Raw genomic sequence first — 12907 nt, forward strand, 5'->3', positions numbered from 1 at the left:
CCGCTCCGTTCGCTGCCGAACCTTCTGCGTTAATGAACTTCGCGCGTGAAGGCTCCGGCAACTTTTCCGTCTGAATTGATCAGCATGTGCCAGTCGCGCTGGCCGTGCTCGTGCCGCACACGGTACACATCCCATCCATTCTGGTCGACCATCAGGAACGTGACAGACTTGAGCCGGCCATACGGTGCCAGCTCGTTCGTGATCCGTGGGGCGACCCGGAGCACCTGCCTGGCGAACTGTGGCGTCAGGTCGTCGAGCCGGACCTTGCCTGCCACGGCCTGGTCGACATTGCGCCGCAGAAGTGCCTCACCGCCCGGCCTGGGCCTGGTGCGCACGATGTTCTGGTTGATCTTCATCGATGCGGCGGCGATACCGTCACGGTCGAGCCTTGGAGCGACGAAGTCCCCGCCCATCCAGTGCAGCCGGAGTCCGTCCACCTTGCCGCGCGCGTCGCGCTGGAACGCTAACTGGACATCGACGTCGCGCGAGAAGAACGCATCCTGGCGCTCCGCGTATTGTTCGATGCGCGGTTGTCCGCTCATCCGCGTCCACAGGCGCCGGCCGTCGCGCGTGACTTCCATCAGCACGAATTCGTCGACCTGGTAGGTGCCTTCGTAGTCGAGCAGGCGCGATGCTGGCAGGTCGATCTGCTGGCGCGGCGCTTGCATTGCAACGCTTGGCGGCGGCGCGACTTGCGCGGCAATCGCGGCCATCGACAGGGCCAAACCGCCCAGGACGAAGCCGGCTGCGCGGCCTTTGGGGCCGGGCGCCCGCAGCATCAGGCGGATGCGCTGTTCCAGCAAGGAGCGCGATTCGGCCATCGCCGCCGCTGCCCCAAGATAGCCAGACTGGCGCTGGCCGACGTCAACCAGCGCCTCGCCGTAGGCGCGAACATCATGCCCGCCACGCAGCACGCGCGCGTCGCAATCGACTTCGATGGCATGGCGCAGGCGGCGCAGCATCCACCACAGCGGCAGGTTCCACGGCATCAGTGCCAGCACGGCGATCGCGAACGCGAGCAGGTGCGGATCGCGCGCATCGACGTGCGATCTTTCATGCGCGATGACCAGCGACTGCTGAAGCGGCGACGCTTGCAGCAGCCACGCCGGGACAACGATTCGCGGGCGCACCAGGCCCACCACGGCGGGGCCTGCGTCCGGCGCGACCAGCACGTCGACGCCGGCCATTACCCGCTGCGCCCAGCGGCGCTTGCGCAGCTGCAGGGCGACGGCGCTGGCTGCGAGCGCGATCACGATCGCAAGCGACGCGGCGAGCGATACGCGTTCGAGAAGCGGGCCGGTTTGAACGCTGCTATCGACCGCCGCCGTTGGCGTAGCGATCCAGGTCGATGGCGACAATGCTGGTGAGGTTACCTCGCGCAGGGCGACCGGCGCGGTTACGGCGTTTGGCGCGAGACTTGCAGGCACCTGGATCGACACCGTCGATATCACCAGCGGCAGCAGCGCGGCGGCGACTATCGCCGCCGCCCAGATCCAGCGCGTCGCGGCCCGGCGCAGGCGCGCGGACGCTTCGGCGGCGAGGGCTGCGCCGGCCAGCAGCAAGGTCACCATCACGGTGTACGCGATCCAGGCGATCATGATTTGTCCTTCGCGCTGTCGGCCAGCAGCTTGCGCATGCGGGCGATTTCGTCCGCGCCAAGCTTGCGGTCCGAGACCAGGTGGGCAAACAGCAGCTCGGCCGAGCCCTTGAACAATTTGCTGGTGAGGTGGGCGAGGGCGCTCTTGCGCGCCGCCTGCTGTTCGATCGCGGCGAAATAGCGGTGGCCGCGGCCCTCCTCGGTGTGGCCGACGTAGCCCTTGGTTTCGAGCGTACGCAACACCGTCAGTACGGTGGTGTAAGCCAGTTCGTCATCCAGCTTCGCGCGCACTTCGGCGACTACCGACGGCCCGCAGTCCCACAGGACCTGCATGACGCCGGCTTCGCGGTCGGTAAAGGTAATGTCCATCGCACCTCCTTCTACTATATGTTTAGTAGATCGTAGGCGCGATGTGCGGCGCTGTCAACTATAAGTTTAGTAGACAGGCAGTTCGATGGCGCTTTCCATACCCGGCGCATGGTAGATGCGCTGGGTCGCCTTGCGGTAGTCGCCTGGCTGGGCGAAGAAAATATTCGGCACGAAGGTCTGCGGATTGCGCTCGTACAGCGGGAACCAGCTCGACTGGATCTGCACCATCACGCGGTGGCCGGGCAGGAAAACGTGGTCGGCGTTCGGCAGCTCGAAGCGGTAGCGCTCCACCTTGTTCGGCGTGACCGCGAGCGGCTTGTCGAAGCCCTGGCGATAGCGGCCGCGGAAGATGTCCATCGAGATGCCAAGCTGGTAGCCGCCCATCTCCGGCTGGGCCGACACTTCGTCCGGATACACGTCGATCAGCTTGACGACCCAGTCGGCGTCGGTGCCGGAGGTCGACGCGAACAGGTTCACCATCGGCGCGCCGGCGATCTTCATCGGCGCTGTGAGCGGCTCGGACACGTAGGTCAGCACGTCGGGGCGGTCCGAGAACGAACGCTGGTCGCTGACCAGCCACGGCTTCCACACAGCCGCATCGTGCATGCGCACCGGGCGCGATATGAACGGTACCGGCTTGGCAGGATCGGAAACGTACTCGTCGAACTGCGCGCCGCCGGCCGGCTTGCCCTGGCCCAGCGCGAAGCCGGCCTTCAGGTACACCGGCTGCATCTTGCTTGACAGCGGCCACTTGTCCAGTTTCTGCCACTGGTCGGCGCCGGTGCGGTAGGACAGGACGGGCGCGGTATTCGCCTTCGGCGCGCCGTCGCGCAGGTGCTGGTCGAAGAAGGGCTGCATCACATCGCGGCGGAACTGCGCCGCGGTGTCGCCGTTGAATTTCAGCGGGCCGAGCGTCGAACCCTGGTAATTGACGCCGCTGTGGCGCCACGGACCGACAACCAGGTGGTTCATGTCGTTGTTCTTGTCCATGCGCTCGGTGGCGGCATAGGCCGCGTACGGGCCGTAGATATCCTCCTGGTCCCAGCGTCCGACGACGTGCATGGTCGGCACCTTCAGCGGGCGCGTAGCGAGGACCCGGTCGACCGCCTGCTCCTGCCAGAAACTGTCGTAGGCCGGATGTTCAAAAATCTTCTTCGTGAAATTCAGCTGGTCGATGCCGAAACGCCTGGCGTAATCGGACGTCGATCCGGCGCGCAGCGCGAACTCGTAATCGTCATACACGCCGGTCGAGAGCGACGGGGCGTTGCCGCGCGCGGTCGTCTGGGTGGCGAAGTAGTTCAGCATCGGCAGGCGGAATGCGCCGTTGTGGAACCAGTCGTCGCCGCGCCAGCCGTCGACCATCGCGCTCATCGGCACCGCAGCCCTCAAAGCCGGGTGCGGGTCGGCCAGCGCCATCAGCACGGTAAAGCCTTCGTACGACGAGCCGACCATGCCGACCTTGCCGTTCGACTGCGCCACGTTCTTGACCAGCCAGTCGATGGTGTCCCAGGCGTCGGTCGCGTGGTCGACCTGCGTTGTGTTCAGTGTGCCGCGCAGCGGGCGGTTCATCACATATTCGCCTTCCGATCCGTGCTTGCCGCGCACGTCCTGGAACACGCGGATGTAGCCGCCTGCGATGAAGTTGTCGTCGCCTTCCGGCAGCATCGACAGCATGTGCGGGCTGACATTGCGCTCGGCGCGCTTGGCCGCGTTATAGGGTGTGCGGGTAAGCATCATCGGCGCACCTCTGGCATCCGTGGGGATCACGATCACGGTGTACAGTTTGACGCCGTCGCGCATCGGGATCATCGCCACCTGCTTGACATAGTCGGCGCCGGGCACCGGCAGCTCGAAGCGCGCGGCGGGGATGTCGGGCGCCATCGCCGAGGTCTGGGCCGATGCCGGGGCATGCAGTGCAGTGAGAAGCAGGGAAAGGACGGATAACTGCAAGGCGATTCGGCGCGACATCGATAACTCCACTGATTAGATGGAGGCATACTACCGAAGCATCGATTGTCGCGCAATCTTGCTCTTGCTGCCGTTACAATGCACGTATTTGCGAACATGGGGAAGCACAACATGATCATCGTCCACCACCTGAACAACTCGCGCTCGCAGCGCATCCTGTGGCTGCTGGAAGAACTTGGCCTCCCTTACGAGATCAAGAAGTACCAGCGCGACCCCACGACCATGCTGGCGCCGCCCGAGCTGCGCGCCATCCACCCGCTTGGCAAGTCACCGGTGGTGGCGGACGGCGATACGGTAGTGGCCGAATCTGGCGCGATCATCGAATACTTCATCGAGCGCCAGGGCGGCACGCAGCTGGTGCCCGCGCCCGGCACGCCGGACAAGCGGCGCTACACCTACTTCCTGCATTACGCGGAAGGCTCGGCGATGCCGCCGCTGCTGATGAAGTTTGTCTTCGACCGCATCGAAACCGCGCCAATGCCGTTCTTCGCCAAGCCGGTGGCGCGCTCGATCGCGCAAAAGGTCACGCGCGGTTTCATCATGCCGCAGATTCTCTCGCACCTGGCCTTCCTCGAGGCCGAGCTGGGCAAGAGCACCTGGTTTGCGGGAGAAGAATTCACGGCGGCGGACATCCAGCTCAGCTTCGTGATCGAAGCGGCGGCGTCGCGCGGCGGGCTCGATGAAAAATATCCAAGGCTGAATGCGTACCTGCAGCGCATCCATGCGCGGCCTGCATACCAGCGCGCACTGGAGCGCGGCGGCCCGTTCACGATCGGGAAATAAAAGAGATGGGCAAGCTGCTTGCGATCGACGGACTCAATATCGTCCGCCGCGTCTACGAAGCCAGTCCCGAGCCGGACTCGCGCGAGAAGGCCGATATCGCCCTGCGCCACGCGCTGTCGTCGTTCCGCAACCTGATCGCCGCGCATGAGCCGACGCACGTGCTGGCCGCGTTCGACTTCGGCGGCGCCACGTGGCGCCATGCGCTGTACCCGCGCTACCGCGAGAACCGCGCACCGATGCCGTCGTGCCTGCGCGAAGCGCTGCCGGGCTTCCACGACAAGCTGGCGCAGGCTGGCCTGCATGTGCTGATGCTGCCCGAGGTCGAGGCCGACGACGTGATCGGCACTGGCGTGCTGCGCTGGCTGCAGGAAGGGCGCGGCGACGCGATCATCGCCACCACCGACAAGGACCTGCACGGCCTGATCGCGCAAGGCGCGCTGGTGTGGGATCACTTCAAGGGCGAGTGGCATGACGACGCCTGGGTGCGCAACAAGTTCGGCGTCGCGCCCGAGCTGCTGGTGGATTTGCTGGCGCTGATGGGCGACGTTACGGACGGCGTGCCGGGCGTATCGAAGGTCGGCATGAAGACGGCGGCCAAGCTGCTCAACGCCTACGGCAACCTCGATGCGGTGATGGCAGGGGCGGGGATACTCAAGACACCGATCGGCGAACGCCTGCGCGCCGAGCGCGAGATACTGTACCTGTCACGCCAGCTGGTGCAGCTCAAGACCGACGTGCGCCTGGGTGTAAGCTGGAAGATGCTGGCGTACCAAACATTTTAAGAGCAAGGAAAAGAAGCGATGTTGAAGGCAGTACTTGTGGATTCGAACGCCATTTCGCGCGGCTTGCTCAACACCGTGCTGACCGACGGCAGCTACAACGTCGTCGGACACACGCACACGAGCGCGCAGGGCTACGCGCTGCTGCAGAAGCACCATCCGCACATCTTCTGCATCGCGCTGGAGCAGATGGAGGATGGGCACAACATCGTCGAGCAGGTCAGGGAGACGATGCCGAAGACGCTGATTTTCCTGGTGTCGGGTACGCTGGATGCGGCGACCATCCAGTCCGCGCTGGCGCGCGGCGTGCACGGCTTCATCGTGAAGCCGTTCAAGGCCGACGCGGTACTGAAGACGATCAGGAATACCGTGATTGCGGTGGTGAAGAAGAACAGCGTCCCGGCGAGTTAATAATTGCGCGGCAGCGGTCGTGGGGATCGGCCATGGCGGATGAGCCGCCACACAAAACCCGACAGCGAGTGCACCAGGCGCGAAAATGACGCAATGACCAGCGCCATGATGGCCGGCAGCACAGCGCCAAAGGTAAAGGTCATCGCGAGTACGAAGCCCAGCACATACTCAGCGCGATAGGCCGGCACGATTACCGATATCGCAAAGAGCGCCAGGAATATGTAAGTCAGCGCCGCGTGATTCAGCGTGAACGCGATGGCAAGCACTGCCCCATAGGCGAGTGCGCCAAACAACCCGGCCAGGACGGCGGGGCCAAGGCGCGCGCTGCCGAGCGTATTGCCGCCGCGTTTTGAAATTCGGCGCTGGATCAGGCCGGTAAGGGACCAGGTGAGTGCGGGAATAACAAGCACACCCCACCAGTTCGAGATGGCCGGCATGTCAGCGCGGTTGAGCAGGTGATGAGCCACGACCCCGCCGTTGAAGTGTTCCCACGCGAGGTGGGCCAGCTCGAGCATCAGTGCAAAGACGGTGAGGATGGCGCGCGTACGATTGGCGGGAACGGCATTCATGGCAGATATCCTTGGTGGCCGCCCGGTCAGGCGTCCGCCGAGTATATTGACACTTTTGCATGATGTAAACATGCATATGCCCGCCCCGCCGGTCAAATGCGCGAGCTGTCGATAATCCCGCCGCCCAGGCACACATCGCCGTCATACAGCACGGCCGACTGCCCCGGCGTCACCGCCCATTGCGGATCGGTGAAATCCAGCGCAAACCGGTCCATCCCCTGCGGCGCCACATGGCACGCCACATCGGCCTGGCGATAGCGCGTCTTGGCCGACAGCGCACGCGCCACCGGCGGCTCGCCCGCGATCCAGCTGGCCTGGCCAGCTTGCAGCGACGCCGACAGCAGCCACGGGTGGTCATGCCCCTGCACGATCCACAGCGTGTTGGTTTCGACGTCCTTGCGCGCGACGAACCACGGCTCGCTGGTGCCGTCATCGTTCTTGTACTTCTTCATGCCGCCCACGCCGATGCCCTTGCGCTGGCCCAGCGTGTAGAACGACAGCCCCACGTGCTCGCCCACCACGGTGCCGTCGTCGGTCTTCATCTGGCCCGGCTTGTACGACAGGTAGCGGTTCAAAAAGTCGCGGAACGGGCGCTCGCCGATAAAGCAGATGCCGGTCGAGTCCTTCTTGGCCGCATTCGGCAGCGCCAGGCGCTCGGCGATCTTGCGCACTTCGGTCTTCGGGATTTCGCCGAGCGGGAACAGCGTCTTCGACAACTGCGCCTGGTTCAGGCGGTGCAGGAAGTAGCTCTGGTCCTTGGTCGCGTCGACGGCCTTGAGCAGCTCGAAGCGGCCGGCGTTTTCACGCACGCGGGCATAGTGGCCGGTCGCGATCAGGTCGGCGCCCAGGTGCATCGCGTGGTCCAGGAAGGCCTTGAACTTGATCTCGGCGTTGCACAGCACGTCCGGATTCGGCGTGCGGCCGGCCTGGTATTCGCGCAGGAACTCGGCGAACACGCGGTCCTTGTATTCGGCGGCGAAGTTGACGGCTTCGATGTCGACGCCGACCACGTCGGCCACGCTGGCCGCGTCGATCCAGTCCTGGCGCGACGAGCAGAATTCGGAGTCGTCGTCGTCTTCCCAGTTCTTCATGAACAGGCCGATGACTTCATAGCCCTGCTCCTTCAGCATCCACGCCGCGACCGAGGAATCGACTCCTCCCGACATGCCGATCACGACTTTTTTCTTGCTCATTTCAGGTGGCATCCGTTTTTAGTGAGAGCCCGTCCTCGAATACCGAGGAGTGGGTGTGCAGCAGGTCCAGCGCGGCGCGTTTGCCGGCCAGGTAATCGTCGACGCAGGTGAGCACGATCGGGCTGCGGTGGCGTTCCTGGCAGGCGGCGATCTCGTCGCGCGTCATCCACATCGTGCGCAGGATGCCATGGTCGAGCGGCTGGTCGTATTCCTTGCCCGCTGCGCCGCAGAAGGTGAAGCGCAGGTAGGTGACGTCGGTGCCGCGCCGCTTCGAAGTGTAGCGCGACATGTACATGCCGACCAGTGCGTGCGGGATGAACTCGTGCGCCGTCTCTTCCATCACTTCGCGGATCACCGCCTGTTCCAGTGTCTCGAGCGGGTCGAGGTGGCCGGCGGGCTGGTTGACACGCACGCCTTCACTGGTCTCTTCTTCAATCAGCAAAAAACGGCCGTCGCGCTCGATGATCGCGGCGACGGTAACTGACGGTCTCCAGGTGTGTGGCATGTGCGCCCCTCAAAATTGAAGCCGACATTCTACCTTGGCCCCGCATCGGTTGCTCACGAGCGGCCCGAAAATCCCGGATTGCCCTTTGATTAAGGTTGCGGCATTTTGTATTCACAATTTACGTGTACTATCTTATCAATCAATTCATTTCACGGAGGCATTTATGAGGATAGGCATACCCGCTGAAACGCGGGCTGGCGAAACCCGTGTCGCGGCTACCCCCGAGACAGTGAAGAAGCTGGCGGCGAAGCACCAGGTGGTTGTGCAGTCGGGTGCAGGCGTGGCGGCTTCGGTCATTGACGAGGCCTATGCGGCGGCCGGCGCAACCATCGGCAGCGCCGCCGACGCCTTCGGCTGCGACGTCGTGCTGAAGGTGCGCGCACCTGGCGCCGACGAGCGCGCGCTGATGAAGCAGGGTGCAGTCTTGATCGGTATGCTCAATCCTTTCGATGCCGAGAACACCGCTGCGATGGCCGCCTCCGGCCTGAGCGCGTTCGCCCTCGAAGCCGTGCCGCGCATCACACGCGCGCAATCGATGGACGTGCTGTCCTCGCAGGCCAACATCGCCGGCTACAAGGCCATGATGGTCGCCGCCAACACTTACCAGCGCTTCATGCCGATGCTGATGACGGCCGCGGGCACCGTGAAAGCGGCGCGCGTGCTGATCATGGGCGTGGGCGTGGCCGGCCTGCAGGCCATCGCCACCGCCAAGCGCCTCGGCGCCGTGATCGAGGCGTCCGACGTGCGCCCGCCGGTCAAGGAACAGGTCGAGTCGCTGGGCGCCAAGTTCATCGACGTGCCTTACCTGACCGATGAAGAGAAGGAAATCGCCCAGGGCGCCGGCGGCTACGCGCGCGCCATGCCGGCCGACTGGATGCGCCGCCAGGCCGAACTGGTACACGAGCGCGCCAAGCTGGCCGACATCATCATCACTACCGCGCTGATCCCGGGCCGCCCGGCGCCAGTGCTGATCTCGGAAGAAACCGTGAAGGCGATGAAGCCAGGCTCGGTGATCGTCGACCTGGCCGTCTCGCAGGGCGGCAACTGTCCGCTGTCGGAGCTGAACAAGACCGTCGTCAGGCACGGCGTGTCAATCGTCGGCGAGCCTGACCTGGCGACGCTGGTGGCGGCCGACGCTTCCGCGCTGTACGCGCGCAACGTGCTCGACTTCCTCAAGCTGGTCATCGACAAGGACGACAATCTCGTGATCGACCGCGAGGATGAGATCCTGAAAGCGACGCTGTTGTGCGCCGGCGGCGACGTGCTGCGTAAATAACAAGGACGGGAGAATCACATGGAAATCAGCCATACCATCATCAACCTGATCATCTTCGTGCTGGCCATCTACGTCGGCTACCACGTGGTCTGGACCGTCACCCCGGCGCTGCATACGCCGCTGATGGCAGTCACCAACGCGATCTCCGCGATCATCATCGTCGGCGCCATGCTGGCGGCCGCGCTCACCGAGGGCCTGCTTGGCCAGGTGGCCGGCACGATCGCGGTGGCGCTGGCAGCCGTCAACGTGTTCGGCGGCTTCCTCGTCACCCAGCGCATGCTCGAGATGTTCAAGAAAAAAGAGCCGAAAGCTAAAGCGGGAGAGCGGGCATGAACTTCATCAGCTTGAACCTGGTAACGCTGCTGTACCTGGTCGCGTCGGTCTGCTTCATCCAGGCGCTCAAGGGCCTGTCCTCGCCATCCACCGCGCGTGCCGGCAACGCCTTCGGCATGACCGGCATGGCCATCGCCACCGTCACCACCGTGGCGCTGATCCTCAAGCTCAAGGCCGAAATGGCCACGGGCACGATGGGCTACGGCCTGGTCATCCTCGGCCTTGTGGTTGGCGGCGGCATCGGCGCGTTCGCGGCCAAGAAGGTCGAAATGACCAAGATGCCGGAACTGGTCGCGGCGATGCACTCGCTGATCGGCCTTGCCGCTGTCTGCATCGCGGTCGCCGTGGTGTCGGAGCCGTGGGTATTCCAGATCACCGAGCGCGGCGTCGCGCTGCCGTTCGGTAACCGCCTCGAGCTGTTCATCGGTACGTTTGTGGGCGCCGTCACCTTCTCCGGATCGGTGATCGCATTCGGCAAGCTGTCGGGCAAATACAAGTTCCGCCTGTTCCAGGGCGCGCCGGTCAGCTTCCCCGGCCAGCACATGTTCAACCTGGCGATCGCCATCGCGATCGTCGTGCTGGGACTGGTGTTCTGCTTCTCCGAAGGCGCCGAGCCGGCCTGGACGCCGTTTGTCATCATGGCGATCCTGTCGTTCATCCTGGGCGTGCTGATCATCATCCCGATCGGCGGCGCGGACATGCCGGTGGTCGTGTCGATGTTGAACAGCTATTCGGGCTGGGCGGCTGCGGGCATCGGCTTCTCGCTGAATAACTCGATGCTGATCATCGCCGGTTCGCTGGTCGGCTCAAGCGGTGCGATCCTGTCGTACATCATGTGCAAGGCGATGAACCGTTCGTTCTTCAACGTGATCCTCGGCGGCTTCGGCGGCGAGGCTGCTGTCACGGGCGGCGCCGCGCAGGAGCAGCGCCCGGTCAAATCCGGTTCGGCCGACGATGCTGCCTTCATCATGAGCAATGCGGAATCCGTCATCATCGTTCCGGGCTATGGCCTGGCGGTGGCGCGCGCGCAGCACGCGCTCAAGGAGCTGGTCGAAAAGCTGACCCATCAGGGGGTGTCGGTGAAGTACGCGATCCATCCGGTGGCAGGACGCATGCCCGGACACATGAACGTGCTGCTGGCCGAAGCCGAGGTGCCGTACGACCAGGTGTTCGAGATGGAGGACATCAACGGCGAATTCGGCCAGACCGACGTGGTGCTGGTGCTCGGCGCGAACGACGTGGTAAACCCGGCGGCGAAGGATCCGAAGTCGCCGATCGCCGGCATGCCGATCCTCGAGGCGTACAAGGCCAAGAGCATCATCGTCAACAAGCGCTCGATGGCTTCCGGCTACGCAGGCCTGGATAACGACCTGTTCTACCAGCCGAATACGATGATGGTGTTCGGCGATGCGAAGAAGGTGCTGGAGTCGATGGTCAAGGCCGTCGGGTAAACAGGCATCCGCCGTTCCGGCTATGCCGCCTCGACCCGGTTGCGCCCGCCGTTCTTGGCGACGTACAACGCGCAATCGGCATTCGCCAGCGCTTCTTCCAGCGCGCTCCCCGGCATCATCGTGGCCACGCCGATGCTGACTGTCGCGCACACTTCGCAGTTGTCGTCGGCCCGGATCGGGCTGGCGGCAATCGCTTCGCGGATCCGCTGCGCGATCCCGATCGCCGTCTCGGCCTGCGTCTCCGGGAACAGCAAACCGAATTCCTCCCCGCCGATGCGCGCGACAAAATCGGTCGCGCGCGCAGCATCGATGATCCGCCTGGCCACCGCGCGCAGCACGGTATCGCCGACCGGATGGCCATGGTCGTCGTTGATGTTCTTGAAGTGGTCGATGTCGGCGATGCCCACGGCGACCGGCATGCCGCTGCGCTGCGCCCGCGCCATCATCTGCATCGCTTCCGCGTCGAACGCGCGCCGGTTCGCGATTTTGGTCAGCGAATCGGTCATGGCTTCCTGTTCAAGCCGCGCCAGCAATGCCGCGTTCTTATTCTCTATGCGCCGGCGCGTCCGCAAGTCCTCGAGGAAGGCGCCGAAGTAGCGCAGCCCGTCGTGCTCGCCGAGGTCGAGCGCTTTCATTTCGATGGGGATCGCCTTGCCGCTTTTATGGTGGATCGAAAATTCGCGCACCTTGCCGAGCACCGCCGCCGGCTTTCCGCCCTGCTCGAGCATGCGCAGGTAATCGGTATGGTAGGCGGCCATCGCGTCCGGCAGCAGGGCATCGAGCGATTTTCCCAGCAGGTCGGGTTCGCTGCGGCCACATAGCGCCTGGAGTGACTGGTTGGCGTAGCGGATCCGGCAGTGCTCATCAACGATGACGACTGCGTCGAGCGACTCTTCAATGAGGGCCGACATCAACGATGCGGGCAGGGCGGTAGGCATGATAGCGCGCGGTCGGGGGCGTCGCTACATTCTGCCACCACTGCGAAATTCTTGCCATTCTACGCCTCGGCAACCGCCACCTGCATCTGCCCGACGATCGTACGGCGCGACTCGCGCCAGAAAAACCATGCGATGGCCGCGATGCCCAGCGCCGACGGGAGCAGCTGCGACCAAGGCTGCCCCTGCGGGAACAGGTTGCCCGCCGCAGCCGACAGCATCGAAAACAATGAGGCCACCAGTTTGTAGATGTGTTCGTAGCGCCAGAGCGTTGCATGCCATGCGCGCGGGAATAGCCAGCGCAGCGCGTCATAGGCGATCAGGGCGAACAGTGCGGCGAGGGTTGCGTAGACGACAACCGGTGCGCTTTCGCGGGTGGAATTCGTGAGTACCAGCGGCACCAGGCTGATCGCCCACCAGGCCGCGCCCGCACCCAGCATGGCGTCGACCTGGTTGGGACCGGCAGCTTTGGTATAGACGGCGCGCCATCCGCTCAATAACTGGTACAGCACCAGTACGGTCAACACCGCGAACAGGGGCATGAAGCGGAAGACCGCGTTGCCGACGACCGCGGAGGCGCAGACGGCCAGCGTGAACCAGGCGAACAGGCGTCCGCGTTTGCGGTGGGAGGGGGTTCCTTTGGCTGCCGCGAGGAGCCAGAACCCAATGGCCATGGCGATCGTCCCGGCGCCAACATGCACACCAATATTCAGCAAATGCGGAGAAATCATCGAGCCT

Annotated in this window: 14 protein-coding genes; 6 read left to right on the plus strand and 8 right to left on the minus strand. The window is 64.3% G+C overall.

The window, feature by feature from the left end:
• Window positions 1–29: 29 nt before the first annotated feature.
• From HHL21_RS10105 to HHL21_RS10115, 3 genes are all read right to left on the minus strand, one after another.
• Window positions 30–1598, minus strand: a complete 1569-nt coding sequence (locus HHL21_RS10105; RefSeq protein WP_169465338.1) for a M56 family metallopeptidase — start codon at window positions 1596–1598, stop codon at window positions 30–32.
• Window positions 1595–1966, minus strand: a complete 372-nt coding sequence (locus HHL21_RS10110) for a BlaI/MecI/CopY family transcriptional regulator (protein ID WP_169465340.1) — start codon at window positions 1964–1966, stop codon at window positions 1595–1597. The genes HHL21_RS10105 and HHL21_RS10110 overlap by 4 nt, the downstream gene beginning before the upstream one ends.
• A gap of 66 nt (window positions 1967–2032) precedes the next feature.
• On the minus strand, window positions 2033–3934 hold the full coding sequence (locus tag HHL21_RS10115) for a CocE/NonD family hydrolase (RefSeq protein WP_169465342.1): 1902 nt from the start codon (window positions 3932–3934) through the stop codon (window positions 2033–2035).
• Window positions 3935–4045: 111 nt separating this feature from the next.
• Between HHL21_RS10115 and HHL21_RS10120 the strand changes: the two genes are divergently transcribed.
• Genes HHL21_RS10120 through HHL21_RS10130 form a run of 3 tightly spaced genes read left to right on the plus strand, consistent with a single transcriptional unit; the run spans window position 4046 to window position 5907 of the window.
• On the plus strand, window positions 4046–4717 hold the full coding sequence (locus tag HHL21_RS10120) for a glutathione S-transferase family protein (protein WP_169465344.1): 672 nt from the start codon (window positions 4046–4048) through the stop codon (window positions 4715–4717).
• Between the two features lie 5 nt (window positions 4718–4722).
• Window positions 4723–5499, plus strand: coding sequence for a 5'-3' exonuclease (locus HHL21_RS10125; RefSeq protein ID WP_169465346.1), 777 nt, complete (start codon window positions 4723–4725; stop codon window positions 5497–5499).
• A gap of 18 nt (window positions 5500–5517) precedes the next feature.
• Complete coding sequence (locus HHL21_RS10130; RefSeq protein WP_169465348.1) at window positions 5518–5907, plus strand: response regulator; 390 nt, start codon at window positions 5518–5520, stop codon at window positions 5905–5907.
• On the opposite strand, the gene HHL21_RS21405 is transcribed toward HHL21_RS10130, so the two are convergent.
• The 3 genes from HHL21_RS21405 to HHL21_RS10145 form a co-directional block, all read right to left on the minus strand.
• Window positions 5904–6476: a hypothetical protein gene (locus HHL21_RS21405; protein WP_206085723.1), complete on the minus strand. Its 573-nt coding sequence runs from the start codon at window positions 6474–6476 to the stop codon at window positions 5904–5906. The genes HHL21_RS10130 and HHL21_RS21405 overlap by 4 nt on opposite strands.
• A 92-nt stretch (window positions 6477–6568) precedes the next feature.
• Window positions 6569–7669 carry a tRNA 2-thiouridine(34) synthase MnmA gene (gene mnmA, locus HHL21_RS10140; protein WP_169465350.1) on the minus strand — a complete coding sequence of 367 codons (1101 nt, stop codon included), beginning with the start codon at window positions 7667–7669 and terminating at the stop codon, window positions 6569–6571.
• 1 nt (window position 7670) lies between these two features.
• Window positions 7671–8174 carry an NUDIX hydrolase gene (locus HHL21_RS10145; protein ID WP_169465352.1) on the minus strand — a complete coding sequence of 168 codons (504 nt, stop codon included), beginning with the start codon at window positions 8172–8174 and terminating at the stop codon, window positions 7671–7673.
• A gap of 163 nt (window positions 8175–8337) precedes the next feature.
• On the opposite strand from HHL21_RS10145, the gene HHL21_RS10150 reads away from it, so the two are divergent.
• Genes HHL21_RS10150 through HHL21_RS10160 form a run of 3 tightly spaced genes read left to right on the plus strand, consistent with a single transcriptional unit; the run spans window position 8338 to window position 11234 of the window.
• Window positions 8338–9450, plus strand: coding sequence for a Re/Si-specific NAD(P)(+) transhydrogenase subunit alpha (locus HHL21_RS10150; protein ID WP_169465354.1), 1113 nt, complete (start codon window positions 8338–8340; stop codon window positions 9448–9450).
• A gap of 18 nt (window positions 9451–9468) precedes the next feature.
• Window positions 9469–9783 (plus strand): NAD(P) transhydrogenase subunit alpha part 2, encoded by a 315-nt coding sequence (locus HHL21_RS10155; RefSeq protein ID WP_169465356.1) that lies wholly within the window; start codon window positions 9469–9471, stop codon window positions 9781–9783.
• On the plus strand, window positions 9780–11234 hold the full coding sequence (locus HHL21_RS10160) for an NAD(P)(+) transhydrogenase (Re/Si-specific) subunit beta (RefSeq protein ID WP_169465358.1): 1455 nt from the start codon (window positions 9780–9782) through the stop codon (window positions 11232–11234). Before HHL21_RS10155 ends, HHL21_RS10160 begins: the two co-directional genes overlap by 4 nt.
• Window positions 11235–11254: 20 nt before the next feature.
• On the opposite strand, the gene HHL21_RS10165 is transcribed toward HHL21_RS10160, so the two are convergent.
• Both HHL21_RS10165 and HHL21_RS10170 read right to left on the minus strand, forming a co-directional pair.
• Window positions 11255–12172 (minus strand): GGDEF domain-containing protein, encoded by a 918-nt coding sequence (locus HHL21_RS10165; protein WP_169465360.1) that lies wholly within the window; start codon window positions 12170–12172, stop codon window positions 11255–11257.
• Window positions 12173–12231: 59 nt separating this feature from the next.
• Entirely contained in the window at window positions 12232–12900 is a 669-nt protein-coding gene (locus tag HHL21_RS10170; protein ID WP_169465361.1) for a DUF2306 domain-containing protein, read from the minus strand.
• Window positions 12901–12907 lie beyond the last annotated feature (7 nt).

The sequence above is a fragment of the Massilia polaris genome, assembly GCF_012927275.1.
Lineage (GTDB): Bacteria > Pseudomonadota > Gammaproteobacteria > Burkholderiales > Burkholderiaceae_D > Telluria_A > Telluria_A polaris.